Annotated in this window: 19 protein-coding genes; 5 read left to right on the top strand and 14 right to left on the bottom strand. The window is 40.3% G+C overall.

The window, feature by feature from the left end:
- Positions 1–85: 85 nt before the first annotated feature.
- A complete protein-coding gene (locus tag QUE03_RS07310; RefSeq protein WP_286266634.1) occupies positions 86–289 on the bottom strand; it encodes a hypothetical protein in 204 nt (67 codons plus the stop codon).
- Between the two features lie 211 nt (positions 290–500).
- Positions 501–1,805 carry an inosine/guanosine kinase gene (locus QUE03_RS07305; protein ID WP_286266633.1) on the bottom strand — a complete coding sequence of 435 codons (1,305 nt, stop codon included), beginning with the start codon at positions 1,803–1,805 and terminating at the stop codon, positions 501–503.
- Positions 1,806–1,990: 185 nt separating this feature from the next.
- On the opposite strand from QUE03_RS07305, the gene QUE03_RS07300 reads away from it, so the two are divergent.
- A complete protein-coding gene (locus tag QUE03_RS07300; RefSeq protein ID WP_286266630.1) occupies positions 1,991–2,470 on the top strand; it encodes an aminoacyl-tRNA deacylase in 480 nt (159 codons plus the stop codon).
- A gap of 52 nt (positions 2,471–2,522) precedes the next feature.
- On the opposite strand, the gene QUE03_RS07295 is transcribed toward QUE03_RS07300, so the two are convergent.
- From QUE03_RS07295 to QUE03_RS07285, 3 genes are all read right to left on the bottom strand, one after another.
- The gene (locus QUE03_RS07295) at positions 2,523–3,581 is read right to left on the bottom strand and encodes a serine hydrolase domain-containing protein (protein ID WP_286266628.1); all 1,059 of its coding nucleotides are present in this window, start codon (positions 3,579–3,581) and stop codon (positions 2,523–2,525) included.
- Positions 3,582–3,755: 174 nt separating this feature from the next.
- Entirely contained in the window at positions 3,756–4,145 is a 390-nt protein-coding gene (locus QUE03_RS07290; RefSeq protein ID WP_286266627.1) for a hypothetical protein, read from the bottom strand.
- A 192-nt stretch (positions 4,146–4,337) separates the two neighbouring features.
- Positions 4,338–5,129 (bottom strand): hypothetical protein, encoded by a 792-nt coding sequence (locus QUE03_RS07285; protein ID WP_286266625.1) that lies wholly within the window; start codon positions 5,127–5,129, stop codon positions 4,338–4,340.
- A gap of 312 nt (positions 5,130–5,441) precedes the next feature.
- Here QUE03_RS07285 and QUE03_RS07280 point away from each other — a divergent pair, with 312 nt between their 5' ends.
- Positions 5,442–5,840: a hypothetical protein gene (locus QUE03_RS07280; protein WP_286266623.1), complete on the top strand. Its 399-nt coding sequence runs from the start codon at positions 5,442–5,444 to the stop codon at positions 5,838–5,840.
- 212 nt (positions 5,841–6,052) lie between these two features.
- Positions 6,053–6,472, top strand: a complete 420-nt coding sequence (locus QUE03_RS07275) for a hypothetical protein (RefSeq protein ID WP_286266620.1) — start codon at positions 6,053–6,055, stop codon at positions 6,470–6,472.
- 1,629 nt (positions 6,473–8,101) lie between these two features.
- On the opposite strand, the gene QUE03_RS07270 is transcribed toward QUE03_RS07275, so the two are convergent.
- The 9 genes from QUE03_RS07270 to sdhC form a co-directional block, all read right to left on the bottom strand.
- Positions 8,102–8,830, bottom strand: coding sequence for a substrate-binding periplasmic protein (locus QUE03_RS07270; protein WP_286266618.1), 729 nt, complete (start codon positions 8,828–8,830; stop codon positions 8,102–8,104).
- A 153-nt stretch (positions 8,831–8,983) separates the two neighbouring features.
- Positions 8,984–9,856 carry a succinate--CoA ligase subunit alpha gene (sucD, locus tag QUE03_RS07265; protein ID WP_286266616.1) on the bottom strand — a complete coding sequence of 291 codons (873 nt, stop codon included), beginning with the start codon at positions 9,854–9,856 and terminating at the stop codon, positions 8,984–8,986.
- On the bottom strand, positions 9,856–11,022 hold the full coding sequence (gene sucC, locus QUE03_RS07260; protein ID WP_286266613.1) for an ADP-forming succinate--CoA ligase subunit beta: 1,167 nt from the start codon (positions 11,020–11,022) through the stop codon (positions 9,856–9,858). The genes sucD and sucC overlap by 1 nt, the downstream gene beginning before the upstream one ends.
- A 154-nt stretch (positions 11,023–11,176) precedes the next feature.
- Complete coding sequence (odhB, locus tag QUE03_RS07255) at positions 11,177–12,640, bottom strand: 2-oxoglutarate dehydrogenase complex dihydrolipoyllysine-residue succinyltransferase (protein WP_286266611.1); 1,464 nt, start codon at positions 12,638–12,640, stop codon at positions 11,177–11,179.
- A 41-nt stretch (positions 12,641–12,681) separates the two neighbouring features.
- Positions 12,682–15,486 (bottom strand): 2-oxoglutarate dehydrogenase E1 component, encoded by a 2,805-nt coding sequence (gene sucA, locus QUE03_RS07250; protein ID WP_286266609.1) that lies wholly within the window; start codon positions 15,484–15,486, stop codon positions 12,682–12,684.
- Between the two features lie 166 nt (positions 15,487–15,652).
- Positions 15,653–16,363 carry a succinate dehydrogenase iron-sulfur subunit gene (locus QUE03_RS07245; RefSeq protein WP_286266608.1) on the bottom strand — a complete coding sequence of 237 codons (711 nt, stop codon included), beginning with the start codon at positions 16,361–16,363 and terminating at the stop codon, positions 15,653–15,655.
- Between the two features lie 13 nt (positions 16,364–16,376).
- Positions 16,377–18,146 (bottom strand): succinate dehydrogenase flavoprotein subunit, encoded by a 1,770-nt coding sequence (gene sdhA, locus QUE03_RS07240; protein ID WP_286266606.1) that lies wholly within the window; start codon positions 18,144–18,146, stop codon positions 16,377–16,379.
- Positions 18,147–18,494 (bottom strand): succinate dehydrogenase, hydrophobic membrane anchor protein, encoded by a 348-nt coding sequence (gene sdhD / locus QUE03_RS07235; RefSeq protein WP_286266604.1) that lies wholly within the window; start codon positions 18,492–18,494, stop codon positions 18,147–18,149.
- Positions 18,488–18,862 (bottom strand): succinate dehydrogenase, cytochrome b556 subunit, encoded by a 375-nt coding sequence (gene sdhC, locus QUE03_RS07230; protein WP_286266601.1) that lies wholly within the window; start codon positions 18,860–18,862, stop codon positions 18,488–18,490. The genes sdhD and sdhC overlap by 7 nt, the downstream gene beginning before the upstream one ends.
- A 368-nt stretch (positions 18,863–19,230) precedes the next feature.
- Here sdhC and QUE03_RS07225 point away from each other — a divergent pair, with 368 nt between their 5' ends.
- Positions 19,231–20,517: a citrate synthase gene (locus tag QUE03_RS07225; protein ID WP_286266600.1), complete on the top strand. Its 1,287-nt coding sequence runs from the start codon at positions 19,231–19,233 to the stop codon at positions 20,515–20,517.
- 137 nt (positions 20,518–20,654) lie between these two features.
- Positions 20,655–22,166, top strand: a complete 1,512-nt coding sequence (locus QUE03_RS07220; RefSeq protein ID WP_286266598.1) for a hybrid sensor histidine kinase/response regulator — start codon at positions 20,655–20,657, stop codon at positions 22,164–22,166.
- Positions 22,167–22,222 lie beyond the last annotated feature (56 nt).

Genomic DNA, 22,222 nt, shown 5'->3' with positions numbered 1-22,222 from the left:
TATCAATGAGGATTATTCACTCATCAAATATTCTTTGAGGAGTGAACAACCCATTGCCTTTCAACCATATGCATTCATCTTCGCCCTAGTTATACCCTAATAAAAAGTTTACGTTGTCCTGGCTATCGACCAAAAGTGCAACTTTGATAACGTCTTGCTTTAGGTAGGCAAACTCTTCGACTAGATGCCCAAGTTCACCCAGCTCACCTTCAAACTGTCTCTTGCGAGCAAGTAACTCGTCTGCTGGTAAGATAATCCGTCTAGACGCTCTCTTTGGTACATATGACATAATCAACTCCTCAATCGGTTTAGTTATGTTCGCTCAAGGAGTTGCATCACAAGTGCCAACGTTAAAAGCACAGTTAAATCATTGAAAATATGCCAAATAAACTACTTACAACTTAGAGTGTTAAGCACGCAAATTGCAATTTGCTTTCACAAAAATGCAATTCGCAAATAGAATTGCCAATAACGAAAGCGGTGTCCGTTAAGTGAAGAACTTACTTAGCCCAATATGCTTGTTCTAAACTGTCTTCACGCTCGGGTAAGCCGCGAGACAATCGAGGAGAATGTTGTACTAGCACTTCATAACTGGCACGGTTTGCATATTTGCTCATTTGAGACAATGAAGAATACGTTAACGCAGGTTGTTCATGTTTGCTGGAGTTATCAACATTTTGCTGATGATATACGTTAGCACTTAGATCATGTAACACAGCCGCGAGCGCAGCATCGCCCGCACCATTGGTATTTTTGATGCTCTCAGGGCCGCCCATATAAGGAGCAGTATGAGAATAAATACGAAGTGGTGCTTGACAATCTTTATGTAACATCGGTCGAGAATATTCAAAGCGATTAAAGTCTGCGATGTAGCCAGGTAACAAAGGATATTCAGTTTCACGTTTAAACTTATCATCAACATAACCGGCCATGTACAACCCTTCAGGACCTGCGGTGCAAATAACCATGTCAACCCAATCTAAACACTTATCCGCCGCTTGAAGTGGGTCTTTAAAACCGGTGATCGCCAGTGCTTCTTCTTCGTTCATGGTTAAGACATTCACGTGTTTTTGAACGAACTCGCGCCAAAACTGAGGCTCTTTCTCAATCAAAAACTTAGTACCTAAAGTCAAAACCACAGGAACACCCGCAGCATTGGCACACTTAACTGCTTTAATGGCGGCTTCTGTCATGGTGTCCCCAGCTTCCGTGCGCATTAAATAAGAGCTGATCACTAGTGCGGAAGCACCAGCAATTAGAGTCTCATCTATAGCGTCAGGGTGTAAACGGTTAATCAACCCCGCATTAATGCCAAACGTTCTCTCACCTGAATCATCAATCAACGTAAAACAACGCCCAATCGGCCCATCAACAGGCTGCAGATAATTGAGGTCAACACGAGAAGACGTATTACTAATAAAGCGATAAGCATAATCACCAACATGGATGTTTCGTGACATAACGCCTAGCAGCACTGAACGATCGTCCGCTAGTACCGAATAGTTATGTATGGTATTGCCAATCGTCCCGCCCGCAAATTCGTAATTAATTAACGACTCATCTTTAAGTCTTGCATAAAGTCGCTCGGTAACTTCATCAGAAATGACTTGTGACATGCCTCGGCGCAGATCAAAGTCATCTAAAAAAGCTTGATCTACTTTGGCTTCAATATCCACCAATATTTGATCAATGCCAACGATATAATTTCTGACAAGCTGAGCATCTTGATTAACTTGGTTGGTTAACGGGTTTTTATTGTCAACGGGAAAGTAATGTTTGTGTTGACGGCGTCCGGGGAACTTCATGAAGAATATTTGTAAATAGTAATAAAGGCGCAATTATAGCGTAATCGGATTTGGTTTGACCAGAAATCATCGACGCCCATTAAAGTTTAAGAAAGTCCTCCTTACAATATCGTGTGCAACATACATCAAAGCAGGGGGAAATTGTTCTATACTTTATCTGACGCAATTTTACATTGGAGGTCAATATGGCCATTTCAAATCGCGTAAGTTCTTACCTCAATGAGCATGATATTCATTATCAAGTGATCAAACATAGCCACAGTAATAGTTCAATAGGTAGTGCAATCAGTGCTCAAGTTCCGTTAGACAATATCGCCAAGGCGGTCATTTTAAAAGACCATGAAGATCGAAAGCTTATGGCTATTTTGCCTGCTAGAAATAAAATCAGCATTTCTATGCTAAATGAACAACTTTATGCCAGCTATCAATTACTGAAGGAGGAAGAGATATATCAAATGTTTGGTGACTGTGACCACGGAGCTGTTCCACCGTTAAGTGATGCTTATAATATGGCCTGTGTTGTTGATGAGTTGTTGGATAATTTGGATGACATTTATATTGAAAGCGGTGATCACTTAAACCTTTTGCACTTAAAACACCAAGACTTTGAAATCATGGTAGCTAATGCAAGGCACATGAGATTCAGCCATGAGGTCTTTCATTAAACAATTACCTTAATAAGCTAACTAAGTTGCTATTAGTGAATAAAGTAGCAGCTTAGTTAAGCTGATTTATAAGGTTTTGATATGTTGAGTTGGCAATACTTTCTGAACTTCCACCCGTAGTATTTATAAACTGGATCACTACCGCATCTATGCTGCTTTCATAATTTGCTACACTTTGATAGCCCGGCAACCAACCTGAATGGTTAAACCAATACACAGTTCCATAAAGCTCCCGCTCTTCTGGTGTTAATAAACTGCCCGTGTTTAATGCGCGAATAAAAAGGGCGATATCTTTAACCGTTGAAATCATTGAACCACCAGGAATGACATAATCTTGCGTGGAACGCTCAATGCCGCCCCAATATCCTTTTGCTAAACGTGCGGAATCAATATCGCCTAACTGAGCATAGGTATCATGCATACCAAGAGGAATAAGAATATTTTCAGAGATAAATACATGATGAGAATAACCTAATGCCCTATCAAGAATTTTGGCGAGCAATAAATAATTGGTGTTGGAATATTCATATCGACTGTTGGGTTGAAAATCGGAAGGCTTATCTAGCGCAAACAATAAAGTGCTATCGATATCAGTATGGGCATTTTGCCAATCAAAACCAGCTTGACTGTCAAAGTCGGCAATACCGCTACGATGTTGGATTAAATGGCTGATGGTAATAATATCTGAATTTTCAACTCTATCTGCCAACTCAGGTAACCAACTAGCTAGGGTATCGTTTATAGAAATTTGCTCTTTCACCGCCAACTTAGCCGCGCTGACAGCAATAAATAACTTACTGATACTGGCAATTTTAAATAGCGACTCAGCGTTTGCAGCTTGTTGTGTCAACTTGTTTTCAATGCCAGCTGCATAGCTTTCATCTACTTGATTAGTTTGATCAATATAGACAAAGATACCATCAATACCCGAGCTTACAGCTTGATCTAAAACGCCTTGAATGCTTGTCGGTGTTGGCACGGCAGGTGTTGTATTGCTACTGGAGTTATCACTACTACCACCGCTAGAGCCACCACAACTGGCCAAGAAAACAAAGCAAAAAGACAGCAACAAGCTAATGTTTTTGCTCTTTTTATGTCGTAGTATCCTCACAGCCATACCTTTCATTTTTAAAGGAGTTGTAATTAGATTCTACGCTGACAAGTAAGTAAATGACATAGGCTTGTCACATCGATAATCAAGTCAATATAAGATTTTATCCGAATTGATCATATGAAGAGACAGGTACGCTCAAAAATAATAAGTATTTACTAAGAGGAGTATGAGCTAACTACAATAGGCTTTATCTAGCTCAACTCTAGCCTTTGAAATTGCCTTCCCCATGGCTTTATTTAGCGTGACTAAAATTTCATCTTCACCAGAATTCCAATTAACGTCAACCTCATGTCCTCGGACATACACGATCTTATTCTGTTCACTTTTTTCAGGGAGGTATTCTACCTTTAATACCACATTAGCTGCCATTGAGGTCATCAATGAGTGAATATAAGCTTTTAGTAAAGTTACTTTCACATAGGGCGAGACTTTAGCGCTTGCCGTATCGATATTGTATTGTTCCAATGCCGACAAGACCCACTGCTCGACATCTCCTTCGACAATAGTCAAAGCCACAACGCCGAATGATTTCGATGCTCTAGCATCACTGAAGCTATCCAATCTATAGGAGCACTTTGCAATCTCACTTAATTTACTAGCTTTAGCCGAACGTTTAAATTTATGACTATATTCAGGTGCAAGTGTCACTGTATTGACCGAGCAGCCAATCAAAAACACGCTAACAAAAATTAGGATTAAGTATCGCATAATAATAGGTAGGGCTTAATGCCCTACCTTCCTAGGTAAATACAGCTATTTAGGCGCAACTTCTGTCGTGTTCATGCTGAATACAACTTGTTTAGCCAATTCTGATGCAATAGTCACCATTTGCGTTTTTAGGTTGTCAGAGTTTTCTGAGATCTTTTTCGCATTTTCTTCTTTGTCTGTCGCCGTTGCAACCAAATTATTTAAGATAGAAATATTATCTCGGTAAATATTGTTGTCATTATGCCAAGCATATTGCTTTGCTTTTTTCGATGTCGCTTTTTCTGAGTATTTTTTTAAGGCATCGGCTTTGGGTAACATTGAAATATTAGCGTTTGCTTTTAACATTGAAAAGTCAGGCGAGAGCGAATAGCCCGCATTAATAAAGGTCACCGTTTCAGCGTCTGCTTTATCGTAATTATCTTGTCTAGTGGTTTCTGTAACATCAGTAATCAACTGAACATCATCAACTTTCATCCAATTTACAGCATCAAATTCTTTTTTTAATGCATTGATGAATAAGCTATTAAAATCTGTTTCTATTAACGAGTCTTTAATAGGCTGTATTAACTCTTCCGCACTACTTGCTCGGCTATTTTCTACGGCAACATCGATCAATGCTAAAAGTAAACCACCACCACCGGCGGCAGCAACACCAGAAGCTTCCACCTCAGCAACAATTTCCTTTTGCGGCACAACAACATAAACGTCTGTTGTTTTGATTTCATTTGTGGCGGCGACCGGCAAATAGTTGTTAGGCGTAGTACCACACCCAATCACCGAACCAGCTAATAATGCGACAACGGCAAACTTGTTCATTCCTTTATACTTAGAAAACATTTTTATTCCTTTCATATTTTTTGACAACCCAAGCATTAACATTTTGTTAACAACAAAGCGAGCGGCAATATAAATTAAAAAAATCAATTTTTCAATAAGATAACGAGAGTTAATACGGATAATTTGAATTAAGAATGAGCAAAAAATACAAAGTATATTTACCGAGTGCATTGAGAACACATGAGCCAATATTTAGATGCTTTTTTGATATAGCTCTAATAAAAACTTGTTTCTAAACATTGCGTTATTAAGTATTCCCGCAATAATTAAATTATAGTCATCATGAAGTAATCTTTGTTGGATGGAGATTGTATGAAAATAGCACACGGTGAGTTTGATATATATATTAATCAGCAATATGACACTGCCATGGTTTGCACTCGCTTGTCAGACAGCTTTAATGCTGAAGGGTTTAAACTCTGGATGGAAGCCATGAAATTAACAATCACATCCTTACAAGGCCAACCATTTGTGATGCTAGTGGATGAGTTATCTGCCACAGGAGCTACCCCAGAAGCGCTGGAACTCGCAAATAAATACAATACATGGCTAAATTCGCAAGCCATGATTGCCAAAGCCGTGGTTTATTCTGCGCCAATTTATCGAGAAATAGACAAGAAAAACATCCCTGCTCGCCAGGCTCAAAACATTAAATTTTTTGAAAAGGTTTCAACCGCCAAAGCGTGGTTGGCGCAACAGGAATTAACTTAGTGTTCTTGGTGTATTTGCCTCTAATAATTTTGGAATCAAAGAGTAAGCATTAACAATAACTTTAGTACGCCACAAAAAAACATTGCAAACTCCGTCAAGAGATTCAAACCTTAAACAGTTTAAATCCAGCTCAATTAATGATTAAATAACAATCGATTAAATAAATAGTCATAGTATCAATAATAAAAATTTTAAAAGGGAAAGGTTTAAAAATGACAATAAAAAACGAACACCTCTTTAGATCATTGGTTTGCATACCGCCGGTAGCTTTTTTTGTATTGTTAGCACAAAATTCAGTGATGAGCTCTGGGCTGGTACTTTTTCAAGTAATATTCACGCTTATCGCGCTATATTTTACATTGACTAGCTTGGCTCATGCCGCGCATTACACAAATGAACGATATGAAGGAAAGGCTGAACGTCTATTTGAAGACAAGAATCTATCATACGCGTTAACGTTTTCACTATTAGCGATAATATTTGTGTACTTTGCAGGTATAGCAATTTCATCGTCATCACATATTGTTTTTCAAGGAATATTAGTATTGATGGCATCTTTGCTTGTTTTAGGTGCTCTAGCAAACGCAGCTTTTTATACGAACAATTATCATGCAGTAAAAGCTGAACATTAAGTTTTCTAGTCAAGGTTTCGCCACTACTTTAGCAACTGTCGCGGTGGCGACTACACAAAAGAGGGAAAAAGCGCTTGTTTCCCCTTTGTATCCCTCGGCAACTGCTCCTGCGTTGCTCTACCTCCTGCATCCATGCAGTCGCCTCACCGCCATGCTCAGCAATTACTCTCAGATTAAATTTACGCTCAAGCAATACTTGCTTTAAGAGAATGTCGCGGTGGCGACTTCACACAAAGTGGAAAACGCGGTTCTTTCCTCTTTGTATCCCTCGGCAACTGCTCCTGCGTTGCTCTACCTCCTGCATCCATGCAGTCGCCTCACCGCCCTGCTCAACAAAGCTTTCAGATTAAATTTAAACTTATGTGGTACTTGCTTTAAGTGAATGTCGCGGTGGCGACCACACACAAGAGGGAAATAACACCAGTTTCCCCCTTGCATCCCCCTCGGTGCCCAATCAGCGGTATCATTGAGAATCACCTAGCGTTTATTGCCATTCCTGATAATGGCACGTCCTGTACCACATCAGCACTCGTCGTCCTGACTCGTGTAGCAAACACTTTATCTAGTTAATTCTCAAACCGCTTCAATGGGAATAGGTGTTGAATTCAAAGCTCAGCTCTTTTTCGAAAAGCGCAAGTCCGAAAGACCAGAGATCAAAAACAACGAAATTAATCACGGAATTAAAACGAAGCATTAAACTGCTTTAGCTATTGCTTGAATTAATTTGATTTAACCATGTATTGCCATCAAGGATGATGGCAAAAGCAATGTAGCGCAGGACGCGCGTTCATTGCTGGTACATCGAGGTTAAATCAATTTAATAAAGAAAAGCAGTTGCGAGCAGCGCCAAGGGATTCCAAAGGGACAGCGGCGCTAGCGTCCCTTTGGGTGGTGTCGAGCACCCTCGACAATACGCGGATTTACTATGCTTTTATATATAACTAATAGTTATCAATTATTTTTTCTTATACCATAAACTTGATCGATATAACTAATAGCGATATACTAATAACAGTTAGGAATAACGAGTTATTGGAACTGATATATCATGATTGAGTATAAATCTCGTATTTTTATTGCTTCTTCTAGTGAAAGCTTAGAAATAGCAAAAAATTATGCAGAAAGGATAAGTGCTGTAATTAAAGCTATAAATACAGCTTTAGCATGAAGATTAAAAACCAAAGCCAATTGGCTTTGGTTTTTATAGAGAAATGGAAGACCCACTCCCCATGCTTAGAACCCTTAGGTTAGTGGATTTCTCTTTATAAATCAATTACTGCTATTTGTCTCCAATAGCAGAAGAGGAACTTACTATGAAGAACATAAGTCACAAACCAGCCCCGCCTGGCTATAAATGGGTGTATTGTCGTTATAGACGAAAGAGAAATAGTAATGAATTACTTGATTCTCATGAATATGGATACAATGCTTGGTGCTTTTTAACTAAGGGCTAAAGACAAAAACCCGCCTGATGGCGGGTTTTTAAATCTTTCAAAAAGAAAGGTTGATTACCAACCAGCTTTCTCTTTACCTACAGCACCCTTATCCGCTAAAGAATAAACGCTTCAAGCACCCACTAGCCTCATCAAGGCAAATAATATAAAAAACAACCAACCTAACAACCACCAATCAAAAACCCCGAGCAATAACTTGTTGCTCTGCCTTTAAAATCATCTCCTGTAGCGAACCATTATTCTTTAACCTCAAAATCTCTTCGTTAATAACAGGCACTAAAGCACGATTTTTTTCGTTAATATAGTGATACAGAGGAAGAGTAGCTAGCGGCTTATTGACTGCAATAACATTCTCCAAACCAAGCCTTTTTGATACTAACTCTCCATCAAGTGAATTTGTTAATACAACATCAACTTTTTTTCTTAGTAACACTTTGAACATGTTTTCAGTACTATTCATAACATAAACATTGGACAGTCCTTTGGTAATGTTATTGGTATGTTTTACGCCTCTTATTTTTGCTAGCCTATATTCCTTTAATTCTTCTTTTTCACGAATATGAACGTTGCTGTCTTTAAGCGTAAACGCCACCGTTTCTAGATAATAGTATGGAGTCGGAACCCTTATGGTTTGGCTGTTTTCGTCGCCGTAAGTCCAAATCCGCATGATCTCTCCATCTTTACTACCTTGATTCGCTTCAAATTGAGCACGCTGACCAGGCAAAGGAGTGATACTAATATCAATACCTACATTCTTGTATATTTGCGGCAAAACAATGCGACCAACTTCTTGTTCAATAAGATATTGGATGGATGCATATTCATATTTTTTTTCAAAGATAGAAGCTTGCGAAAGCGCAAATGGAATAAATAGAGTAGTAATCAAAAGTACTAGAAACTTCACTTTAATTTATTACCTTGAAAGTTAACTTATTAAATAGGTCCTTTATTTATTAGAAATGTATCAATACCTTTAGTATATACATAAAATAAAAAACCCGCATTCTAGATAAGAAAGCGGGTTTGTCGATTCTTTCAAAAGATGGAAGCTAGTCGATTACCAACCAGTTTTCTCTTTAAGTGCTACACCGATATCCGCTAAAGAACGAACCGTTTTAACACCTGCCGCTTCAAGAGCAGCAAATTTCTCATCAGCTGTACCTTTACCACCAGCGATAATCGCGCCAGCATGACCCATACGCTTACCTGCAGGTGCAGTAACACCAGCGATGTAAGAAACAACAGGCTTAGTAACGTTCGCTTTGATGTATTCCGCAGCTTCTTCTTCAGCAGTACCACCAATTTCACCAATCATTACGATTGCTTCAGTTTGGTCGTCTTTTTCAAACATTTCTAGAACGTCGATAAAGTTAGTGCCTGGGATAGGGTCACCACCAATACCTACACAAGTAGATTGGCCGAAACCTGCATCAGTTGTTTGCTTAACTGCTTCGTACGTAAGCGTACCAGAGCGAGAAACAATACCAACTTTACCTGGCTTGTGAATGTGGCCTGGCATGATACCAATCTTAGTTTCACCTGGCGTGATAACACCTGGGCAGTTAGGACCGATCATGCGAACACCTGACTGCTCAAGTTTAACTTTCACGTCAACCATGTCTAACGTTGGAATACCTTCAGTGATAGTAACGATTAACTCGATACCAGCATCGATAGCTTCTAAAATAGCATCTTTACAAAATGGCGCAGGAACGTAGATAACTGTTGCCGTTGCACCAGTTGCTTCTACAGCATCACGTACTGTGTTGAATACTGGTAAGCCAAGATGCGTTTGACCGCCTTTGCCTGGTGATACACCACCAACCATTTGCGTACCGTATGCGATAGCTTGCTCAGAGTGGAATGTACCTTGACCACCTGTGAAACCTTGACAGATAACTTTAGTATCTTTGTTAATTAATACAGACATTATTTGCCCTCCGCAGCTGCAACAACTTTTTGTGCTGCATCAGTTAATGACTCAGCTGCAATGATGTCAACATCAGAGTTAGCTAATACTTCACGGCCCGCTTCAGCGTTAGTACCTTCTAAACGTACAACTACTGGTACGTTTACGCCTACTTCTTTAACTGCGCCAATGATACCTTCAGCGATCATGTCACAACGTACGATACCGCCGAATATGTTAACTAAAACAGCTTTAACGTTGTCGTCAGAAAGGATGATTTTGAATGCTTCAGCTACACGCTCTTTTGTCGCGCCGCCACCAACATCTAGGAAGTTAGCTGGCTTGCCGCCGTGTAAGTTTACGATATCCATTGTACCCATTGCTAGGCCGGCACCGTTAACCATACAACCAACGTTTCCGTCTAATGCTACGTAGTTTAATTCCCACTGCGCTGCATGTGCTTCACGCTCATCTTCTTGAGATGGATCGTGCATTTCACGGATTTTAGGTTGACGGTATAAAGCGTTACCATCGATACCAATTTTACCGTCAAGACAGTGAAGGTTACCTTCGTCTGTAATTACTAACGGGTTAATTTCAAGTAATGCGAAATCATGGTCGTTGAACATGTTTGCAAGACCCATGAAGATCTTAACAAATTGCTTCATTTGTGTAGGGTTTAAACCTAACTTGAAGCCAAGCTCACGAGCTTGATATGCTTGTGGGCCAACTAAAGGATCGATTTCTGCTTTATGAATCAACTCAGGCGTTTCTTCAGCAACAGTTTCAATCTCAACACCACCTTCAGTAGATGCCATGAATACGACTTTACGAGTACCACGGTCTACAACAGCGCCAAGGTATAATTCGTTAGCAATATCTGTACAGCTTTCAACTAAGATTTTTGAAACCGGTTGACCGTTCTCATCAGTTTGATAAGTAACTAGGTTTTTACCTAACCAGTTTTGTGCGAAATCTTTGATTTCTTCTTTAGTTTTAACTAGCTTAACACCGCCAGCTTTACCGCGACCACCTGCGTGAACTTGAGTTTTAACAACCCACATATCACCGCCAATCTTGTCAGCAGCTTCTGCAGCTTCTTGAGGGGTATCGCAAGCGAAACCTTCAGAAACTGGTAAACCATATTCAGCGAATAATTGTTTCGCTTGATACTCATGCAAATTCATGGTGTTTTTCCATTTATCTGTAAATAATAATGGCAGCCAATCGCGAGTAATGGCTGCCAGTTAAAAAGCCGACCAAGTATAGTACAAAAGCTCTAGCCACGATAGTCTAAAACGTTACAACTAATCACTTAAATCGAACAAATTTGAAACACTATTAAATATCTAATAGCAATCTTGTTGGGTCTTCTAACAATTCTTTAATAGTAACCAAGAAGCCAACTGACTCTTTACCATCAATTAAACGATGATCGTATGAAAGCGCCAAGTACATCATAGGTAAAATTTCTACTTTACCGTCAACAGCCATAGGTCTGTCTTGAATTTTGTGCATACCTAAAATACCTGCTTGAGGTAAGTTAAGAATTGGCGTTGAAATCAATGAGCCAAATACGCCACCATTAGTAATGGTGAAGTTACCGCCCTGCATCTCATCCATGGTTAGCTTACCGTCACGGCCTTTGATCGCTAAATCACGAATACCGTTTTCAATGCCTGCCATACCTAACTGATCGGCATCGCGAAGTACTGGCGTAACCAAGCCACGAGGAGTGGATACAGCAATAGAGACATCAAAAAAGTTGTGATAAACGATGTCATCACCATCAATTGATGCATTAACTGCTGGGTAGCGCTTTAACGCTTCAACTACAGCTTTCACGTAAAAAGACATAAAGCCTAAACGTGTATCATGGGTTTTCTCAAACAAGTCTTTGTATTGCTTACGTAAATCCATAATTGGTTTCATGTTAACTTCATTAAATGTTGTTAACATGGCTGTTGAATTTTTCGCTTCTAAAAGACGAGTTGCAATAGTTTTACGTAGACGTGTCATCGGAACACGTTTTTGACTGCGCTCACCAGTAGGCTGTACTGCCACAGGCGCTGATGCTTTAGCTGGTGCAGCTACTGGCGCAGATTTAGTTGCTGCTTGTACGTCTTCTTTAGTGATACGGCCACCTTTACCTGTACCTTTAACATCACTAGCAGATAAGCCTTTTTCTGTCATTAAGCGACGTACTGACGGACTTGCTACATCATCGCCACTTGCTGTTTCTTCAACAACAGGCGCTGCGGCAGCTGATGCGCCAGCAATTAGCTCAGCTAATTTTTGTTGACCTAAAACAGTCTCGCCTTCAGCATGTAAAATTTTACCCATTACACCATCAGCGGTTGCTGGTACTTCAAGCACCACTTTGTCTGTTTCAATTTCAACAAGCACTTGGTCACGTGCAACTGTATCACCTTCGGCTACATGCCATGTTGCGACTGTTGCATCTGCTACAGACTCAGGGAGCACAGGCACTAATACGTCTTGCGCTTCGCCACCACTACTTGCAGGAGCTGTTGCCGCTGGTGCTTCAGCAGCAGGAGCTTCACTTGCGCCTTCAGAAAGAATAGCAATAACTTGCTCACCCAATACTGTTGCGCCTTCCTCTTGGCTGATGTCAGTGATCACGCCATCAGATGTTGCTGGTACTTCAAGTACTACTTTGTCTGTTTCAATATCTACTAATACTTGGTCACGAGATACTTTGTCACCAACTTGAACATGCCAAGTCGCAATTGTCGCGTCAGCAACTGACTCAGGTAAAACGGGAACCTTAATTTCGGTTGTCATTAATTTATTCCTTACTCACAAACTCTTAATCAATAATGTGTCTATTCGACGTTAAGCGCATCATTGACTAGCGCTTGCTGTTCTTTTACATGGACCGACATATACCCAACCGCTGGTGCAGCTGACGCCTTACGGCCTGCATATGTCAAATAAGTACCTTCAGGGATTGCCGCACGGAAATGGTGCTGTGAACAATACCAAGCCCCTTGGTTTTGTGGCTCTTCCTGGCACCAAACAAATTGCTTCACATGGCTGTATTTTTCAATTTCAGCTTGCAGCTCTTTCTCTGGGAACGGGTAAAGTTGTTCGATACGTATAATGGCAACGTTTTCTTGCTCATTTCTACGGCGTTGCTCAAGTAGCTCGTAATATACCTTACCGCTACAAAATACGACGCGTTCAACTTTATTTGGATCGATTTCATCAATTTCGCCAATCACGTTTTGGTAAACACCGTTAGCTAACTCTTCTAAAGAAGACACTGCTAATGGGTGACGTAATAGTGATTTAGGTGACATAACAACCAATGGACGACGCATAGGACGCACCACTTGACGACGCAACATATTAAACACTTGTGCAGGAGTTGAAGGAATACACACTTGCATATTGTGATCCGCACAAAGTTGTAAGAAACGCTCTAGTCGTGCAGACGAATGCTCAGGGCCTTGACCTTCATAGCCATGAGGTAACAACATGGTTAAACCACATAAACGGCCCCACTTTTGCTCACCCGATGATATAAATTGGTCAAATACTACTTGTGCACAGTTAGCAAAGTCACCAAATTGTGCTTCCCAAATAGTCAAACCATTTGGCTCTGCCGTGGTGTAACCATATTCAAACGCAAGTACTGACACTTCTGATAACACTGAGTCATGTACGTCAAAAGGACCTTGGCCTTCTTTGACGTTTTGAAGTGGTAAATAGTTACTGCCATCTTCTTGGTTATGCAAAACTGCATGACGATGAAAGAACGTGCCACGACCAGCATCTTGTCCGGTAATACGCACGCGATGACCTTCGTCAACTAATGAGGCGTAAGCCAAATTTTCCGCAAAGCCCCAATCAAGCAATTTCTCACCTGATGCCATTTTTCTGCGATCATCGTATATTTTCTTAACACGAGAGTGGACAGGGTTAGATTCAGGAATAGTTGAAATAGAATTTGCTAACGCTTTTAAATGCTCAATTGGCATTTCACCAGCGTATTCATCATCCCAGTCATGTCCTAAAAACGGAGTCCAATCCACAGAGTGCTCTGTCATTGGGCGCCATTGCTCAACTGTACACTGCCCTTCGTCAAGTAACTTACGGTAGTATTCAGCAAGCTCATTTGATTTACTGGCGCGGATGCTACCTTCGGCGTCTAACTGGTTGGCGTACAATTGGCGAGGCGTTGGGTGCTTTTTCACTTTCTTGTACATTAACGGTTGCGTTGCACTTGGCTCATCCGCTTCGTTATGTCCATGACGGCGATAACAAACTAAATCAATTACTACATCGCGTTTAAATGTGTTTCTAAAATCTAGTGCAATTTGTGTTGCCAAGATTACCGCTTCAGGGTCATCACCATTAACGTGTAAAATAGGAGCCTGTACCATTTTAGCGATTTCGGTACAGTATTCACCGCTGCGAGTATCTTCTGGCTTCGATGTAGTAAAACCGACTTGGTTGTTTACTACGATACGAATGCTGCCGCCCACTTTAAATGCTCGCGCTTGCGACATGTTAAAGGTTTCTTGCACTACACCTTGACCTGCAATAGCTGAATCACCATGAATCGTGATAGGTAAAACCATATCACCTTGATTACAGTCTCGTCTGTCAAGTCGTGCTCTTACTGAGCCCATAACTACTGGATTAACGATCTCTAAATGCGAAGGGTTAAATGCTAATGCCAAGTGAACATTGCCGCCTGGTGTAACAAAGTCAGATGAATAACCTTGGTGATATTTAACATCACCAGAGCCTAATGCTTCATCGTGTTTACCGCCGAACTCATCAAATAACTTCGATGGGTTTTTACCCATCACATTAACAAGTACATTTAGGCGACCACGGTGAGCCATGCCCATAACCACTTCTTTAGTACCGTGGGTACCAGCGCGAGTGATCAGCTCTTTAAGCATCGGAACTAAACTATCGCCGCCCTCAAGCGAGAAGCGTTTAGCACCTGGAAATTTCGCACCCAAGTATTTTTCTAAACCATCGGCAGCGATCAACCCTTTTAAGATCTCTTCTTTCTGCTCGGTTGAAAAAGTACCTTTTGACTGTACCGATTCTAATCGTTGTTGAATCCAACGTTTTTCTTCAGTAGACGTCATGTGCATATATTCAGCGCCAATAGAGCCACAATATGTTTTTCGTAACGACTTATATAAATCGCCGAGTTTCATCGTCTCTTGGCCAATCGCAAACGAACCTACATTGTATTCTTTGTCGAAATCGTTTTCGGACAGTTCATGGTGTGACAATTGTAAATCTCGTACTTTGTCACGCTGCCACAATCCAAGCGGATCGATATTGGCATTTTGATGTCCACGGAAACGATAAGCATTGATCAGCTGCAAAACCTTAACTTGTTTTGCATCACCGCCGCCTGATACGACAACTTGCTTACTAGGTTGTTTGGCGAGCTCTTTAAATTCTTGACGAATTTCAGAGTGACGATATTCAACGTCAGCGCCTTCAATTTTGGGGAGATTTTCAAATATTTCTCGCCATTCTGCAGAGACAGATTGAGAATTATCTAAAAATGATTCGTAAAGTTCTTCAATGTAAGCAGCGTTGGCGCCACTTAAATGGGAAGACTCTATCCAAGCCTTCATTACACCTTCGGGCATTGCCTGTTCCTTTATGGGATAAAAGCAATAAAAATAATGCTTATTTAGTTGGGTAAGATTACTCTAGCTTAGCTAAATAAACGACTCAAAAATCAGGTCATGCTATTCCATTTTATAGTAGCTTATTTCATGAAGGTTATACCCCATGAAATAAGCTAATAGAATATTAAACTGCGCGAGAAAGCAACATCGACTTAATATGGCCGATAGCTTTAGTTGGGTTTAATCCTTTCGGACAAACATCAACACAGTTCATGATACCGTGGCAGCGGAAAACACTGTAGGCATCTTGTAAATCCTCCAAACGTTCTTCTGTTGCAGTATCACGGCTATCGATTAAGAAACGATAAGCATGCAATAAGCCAGCAGGACCGATGAATTTGTCTGGATTCCACCAGAATGACGGACAAGATGTTGAACAACATGCACATAAAATACATTCGTAAAGACCGTCTAATTTTTCACGATCTTCAATCGATTGTAAATGTTCACGTGCTGGTGCATCTTTACCATCATTAATCAGATATGGTTTGATTTTTTCATATTGATTATAGAACTGAGTCATATCAATAATTAAGTCACGAACAACAGGTAATCCTGGTAAAGGACGTAAAACGATTTTAGACGCTTTAACCGCAGATAACGGTGTAATACAGGCTAAACCATTTTTACCATTCATGTTCAAACCATCTGAGCCACAAACACCTTCACGACACGAACGACGGAATGACAACGTTGCATCTTGCTCTTTAAGCAAAATTAACGCATCGAGTACCATCATGTCAGAGCCTTCAGGAATTTCTAACTCGTAGTCTTTCATGTAAGGGGCATTATCAACATCAGGGTTGTAACGGTAAATTGAAAATACTTGTTTCATCGTTCAATGCTCCTTAGTAAGTTCTAGCTTTCGGAGGGAAAGCTTCACGGTGAACAGGACTCATATTTACATCACGTTTTGACATTTCTTCAGTGCCTGGTGAGTAAATAGAGTGACATAACCAATTTTCATCATCACGTTCAGTGAAATCTTGGCGTGCATGAGCACCACGAGATTCAGTACGGAAGTTAGCTGCTTTAGCTGAACAGAACGCAGTTTCCATTAAGTTGTCTAACTCTAAACACTCAATACGCTGGGTATTGAACTCAGATGATTTGTCATCAAGTTTAGCATGTTGTAGACGTTCACGAATTTCAGTTAATTCTTTCATACCTTCAGCCATAGCTTCACCTTCACGGAACACCGAGAAATTAAGCTGCATGCACTGTTGTAAGTCTTTACGGATTTGTACCGGATCTTCTCCTGTTGTTGAAGATTCCCAACGGTTAAAGCGTGATAGTGCAGCATCTACATCTGAACTAGAAGCATCGGCAGCCGTTTGTGTATCAGCTAGGTATTCACCTAAGAAGTTACCCGCAGCGCGACCAAATACCACTAAATCAAGTAGTGAATTACCACCTAAGCGGTTTGCACCATGAACCGATACGTTGGCAATTTCACCAACAGCAAATAAGCCTTCAATGATGGTATCTTGACCTGTTTCAGGGTTGAAGCTGATTGCTTGACCGTTCACATTACAAGGGACACCACCCATTTGATAATGACACGTTGGAATAACTGGAATAGGCTCTTCAGCAGGATCAACGTGAGCAAATGTCTTAGATAAATCACAAACACCCGGTAAACGTTGGTTTAACGTTTCACGACCTAAATGATCAAGTTTCAACTTAATGTGTGGACCCCAAGGACCGTCACAACCACGACCTTCGCGAATCTCTGTCATCATAGAACGAGCAACAACATCACGACCCGCTAAATCTTTAGCGTTTGGCGCGTAACGCTCCATGAAACGTTCGCCGTCTTTATTGAGAAGATAACCACCTTCACCACGACATCCTTCAGTGACAAGCACACCTGCACCAGCGATACCCGTTGGGTGGAACTGCCACATTTCCATGTCTTGCATTTGAACGCCTGCACGTAGCGACATACCAACACCGTCACCAGTATTGATGTGAGCATTCGTCGTCGAGGCAAAAATACGGCCTGCGCCACCAGTAGCTAATACTGTGGCACGCGCTTTAAAGTAAACAACTTCACCCGTTTCGATGCAAATCGCCGTTGTACCAACAACTGAACCATCAGCATTCTTAACTAAATCTAATGCGTACCATTCAGAGAATACGTTAGTTTTGTTTTTAACGTTCTGTTGGTACAAACAGTGAAGCAATGCATGACCTGTACGGTCTGCCGCAGCTGCGGTACGTGCCGCTTGTTCACCACCAAAATTCTTTGATTGACCACCAAATGGGCGTTGGTAAACCTTGCCTTCTTCTGTACGAGAAAATGGTAAGCCCATTTTTTCTAACTCGATGATTGACTCAGGACCGGTTTTACACATGTACTCAATTGCGTCTTGGTCACCGATATAATCAGAGCCTTTAACGGTGTCGTACATATGCTGTTCCCAATGATCTTCATGCGCATTACCTAACGCAACAGTAATACCACCTTGGGCAGAAACTGTGTGAGAACGAGTTGGGAAAACTTTAGAAATCAAAGCACAAGATTTGCCTGATTCAGAAATTGCTAGGGCGGCACGCATACCTGCACCACCAGCGCCAATAACTATGGCGTCAAACTCACGAACTGGAACGCTCACTTACACACCCCATACTGTAATAAACCCTGCCGCTAAATACACAAGCAAAGTAATAGAAAATAAAAATTGCAATCCACCACGTAAAAACGCTGGTTTAATGTAATCAGAAAGAACCTGCCAAATACCAATCCAAGCATGAGCAAGTAAGCTAAACATCGCAACTAAAGTAAAAATCTTCATACAAACATTTGAGAATAAACCATGCCAAATTTCGTATGTTACTTCAGGAGTTGCAATAAAAAAGCCAGCCATGAATAGCACAAATGCGGCCAAAACAACGGCACTAGCTCTTAATAAAATAAAATCATGTACGCCACTACGGCCTACTGTTGCTGCGTTATTTACCATAACCAAACTCCCACTACTGCAGTAAGAACAACCCAAAGTGCGATGATTAGTTTCGCGGTTGCATTACCAGATTCCAATTCTTCGAAATGACCTAAGTCCATAAACAAATGACGAATGCCACCAAGTAAGTGATAAATTAAGGCAGCGAGAATGCCTAAAATAATCAATTTAAAGAATACGCCGTCAAGCATTGCTTGTACTTGCGCGAAACCTTCTGCAGAAGATAAAGATAATGAAAGTACCCACAACAAGATACCGATTGCAAACACCATAATCACACCACTGATTCGATGTAAAATCGAAGCATTAGCGGCTGGGTGCATCTTTATTGTAGTCAGGTCTAAATTTACAGGACGTTGTTTTTTCACGATTGATGCCTAAAGAGCTTTGAAGCCTTCTATTTTTTTATTGTTGCTCACGTCAAAAGCGATAAAATGAGCAACCCCCCTAAAATAACCCTAAACTTAATACTATCGACAATAGATATTAAGTTTAGGACGCCTTGATTATATAATTGAACTTAGCGAATTACAATTTATGTATGATTTTAATAGCTTGCGTACAAATTTTAACCGAATGTATTTTTTTATTAGACTTTAGTCAATTCAAACGCACATTTGAATTGACTTTATGGGGTGTATCTGAAGTAGAATACCCGCAGTTTTATATTCATAAAAGCTGACTAGTTAATCATTTCTAAGTTTGCTTAAACAAAATTTAATAGGGGATAAAACTTATGGCTGATTCAAAAGCCTCTCTGAGTATTAATGGTAAAGATGTTGCAGAACTGCCTATCCTTTCGGGTGTTGCAGGCAATGATGTAATCGATATTCGTACGCTTGGTAGCGCAGGATATTTCACCTATGACCCTGGGTTTTTAGCAACGGCTTCGTGCGAATCTGCTATTACATTCATTGATGGTGGTAAAGGTGTACTACAGCATCGCGGCTACCCTATTGATAGCCTTGCTAAAGAAGCTGATTATTTAGAAGTTTGTTATATTTTATTAAATGGTGATGCACCAACTAAATCACAATATGATGAATTTAAAAGCATTATCACAAACCACACCATGGTTCATGAGAAGCTAGCTCATTTCTTCCAAGGTTTTTTGCCTGATGCGCATCCTATGGCGATGATTTGTGGTGTTGTAGGTGCAATGTCATCATTTTATCACAGTGATTTAGATATCACTGAGCCAGATCAACGTATGCGTTGTGCACATCGATTGATTGCAAAAATGCCAACAATTGCAGCAATGGCGTACAAATACAGCATGGGTCAACCATTTGTATACCCACGCAATAAACTATCTTACGCTGAGAACTTCCTACATATGATGTTCTCTGTGCCTGCTGAAGAGTACAACGTCAGTCCAACAGTTGCTAAAGCAATGGACCGTATATTCACTCTACACGCGGATCACGAGCAAAATGCATCGACGTCAACAGTACGTTTAGCTGGCTCTTCGGGTGCTAACCCATATGCGTGTATCGCGGCGGGGGTTGCGTCACTTTGGGGCCCTGCGCACGGCGGCGCTAACGAAGCATGTTTAACAATGCTTGAAGAAATTGGCGATGTGAGCCGCGTTGATGAATTCGTTAAGAAAGCAAAAGATAAAAATGATCCGTTCCGACTAATGGGCTTCGGACACCGTGTTTATAAAAACTTCGATCCTCGCGCCACTGTAATGCGTGAAACATGTCATGAAGTATTAAAAGAGCTAGGTATTAACGATCCATTATTAGACGTTGCAATGGCACTCGAAAAAGTGGCATTAGAAGACCCATACTTTATTGAGAAGAAATTATACCCTAATGTTGACTTCTACTCAGGTATTATCTTAAAAGCTATTGGCATTCCAACTAGCATGTTTACGGTAATTTTTGCAATGTCTCGCACTGTTGGCTGGTGTGCACATTGGGACGAAATGTTGACTCAACCGGGTCAAAAAATTGGTCGTCCTCGTCAAAAATACACAGGCGAAATCAATCGAGAATTTGTGCCTTTGCACAATAGATAATAAGTTCTGTAAAAAAAGGCAGCTTTTAGCTGCCTTTTTTTATGCCGCAACGAAATAAATTAGCACTATACAATTTACATTTGGCTTTGCTAAGCTACGATAAATTACAAATTCATAACAAGTGTATCAGGTAAATAATGCAAATTTTGGTTGCTGACGAAAGCCGCTTAGTAAGAGACGCTATCATTCAAATGCTACTTGCTTGTGGCATTAAAAAAAAAGACATTGCGAGTGTAGAATGTGATGATGACATTGCGGAATATCTAGCATTATTTCCCGTCGAATTACTTATTTATGGTGGCCACCATGATATGAAAGCACTCGATGATATTCTTGATCCCAAAAAGCATTATCGCTCTCCTATACAATTAAAGGTATTATTTGTCCAAAATAGCGCTAAAAATATTGATATCAATGGACTTTCGTCTGAAATTTCCTTCCACATAATTCATAAACCATTTAGTAGAGAAAGCTTCATAAAAGCACTGGAAAAGTTAACCCGGAGTAAGTATTTTAGCGAGAGTTTACCGAAAGAAATTGAACAAGTAGCCACTCGTTCCATACCCGAAGAATCGCATAAAAATTCACCACCAACAATTTTAATTGTTGAAGATGAGCCAAGTAATATCGACGTTGCCATTAGCTTTTTGAAAAATAGTTACAAAATTTTAGTCGCTAAAAACGTAAAGCAAGCGTTTTGCATATTGCAAAAACAACATGAAGTTATTGATTTGATCTTATCAGATATCATGATGCCTGAAGTCGATGGATATGAATTTTGTCGCCAACTTAAACAGAGCGAAAATACAAAAGATATTCCTGTTATTTTTTTAACTGCTATGGCAGAAGTAATTAATATTACAAAGGGCTTTTCTGTTGGTGCAGTTGATTACATCACTAAACCCTTACAAGGCGATGTACTGCAAGCGCGTGTCAAAACACACGTGACATTAAGGCATAATCAACAGTTACTTGCAAAACAAGTCGAACAGTTAAAGGAAATTGCTAAATTAAAAGAAGACGTAGAAAAAATTACTCAACATGACTTAAAAGGCCCTCTGGCCAGTATTTTATTTCATGCAGAGCAAATTGAGTCTCCTAATACAGCGAGCGCGATTAAAACGACCGTCAACAATGTTATTTCAATGATTAATCGCTCTCTAGAACTATACAAAATTGAGCAAGGCGCCTTCATATTACATGCACAAACTACAGATCTATGCAGTATCATCCATGACGCAGTAAACGCTGGGCATGTTGAAGGTGAGCTAAAAGAAGTGACAATTAACACCTCGGGGATAACTCAACCTGCACTCGCTTATGTTGATCCTTTGTTATGTGTTTCTATCTTTAATAATTTGATTAAAAATGCCGTAGAGGCGTCGCCGCAACAGGGTTTAGTAGAAGTTAGTGCATATAACAACATTGATGGTTCTTTCACATTTATATGCAAAAATGAAGGGGTAATTCCTGTTCATATACGAGCCAATTTATTTAATAAGTATTCAACAAGCAACACAAAACAAGGTACTGGATTAGGTACATATTCTGCAAAACTCATGGTGGAAGCTCAAAATGGTAGAATATCGTTCGAAGTTTTAGACGAAAAATGTACGGTATTCACCGTAAAACTGCCTCAAACTGCTTAATTTACAAACAACAAACTCCGGATTTTCACCGCCAAGTATTTATTTTATTAATAACT

It is taken from the genome of Thalassotalea atypica (assembly GCF_030295975.1).
GTDB classification, from domain to species: domain Bacteria; phylum Pseudomonadota; class Gammaproteobacteria; order Enterobacterales; family Alteromonadaceae; genus Thalassotalea_F; species Thalassotalea_F atypica.
Note: the sequence above shows the minus strand (reverse complement) of the source record. Positions and strands in the feature narration are given on the sequence as shown.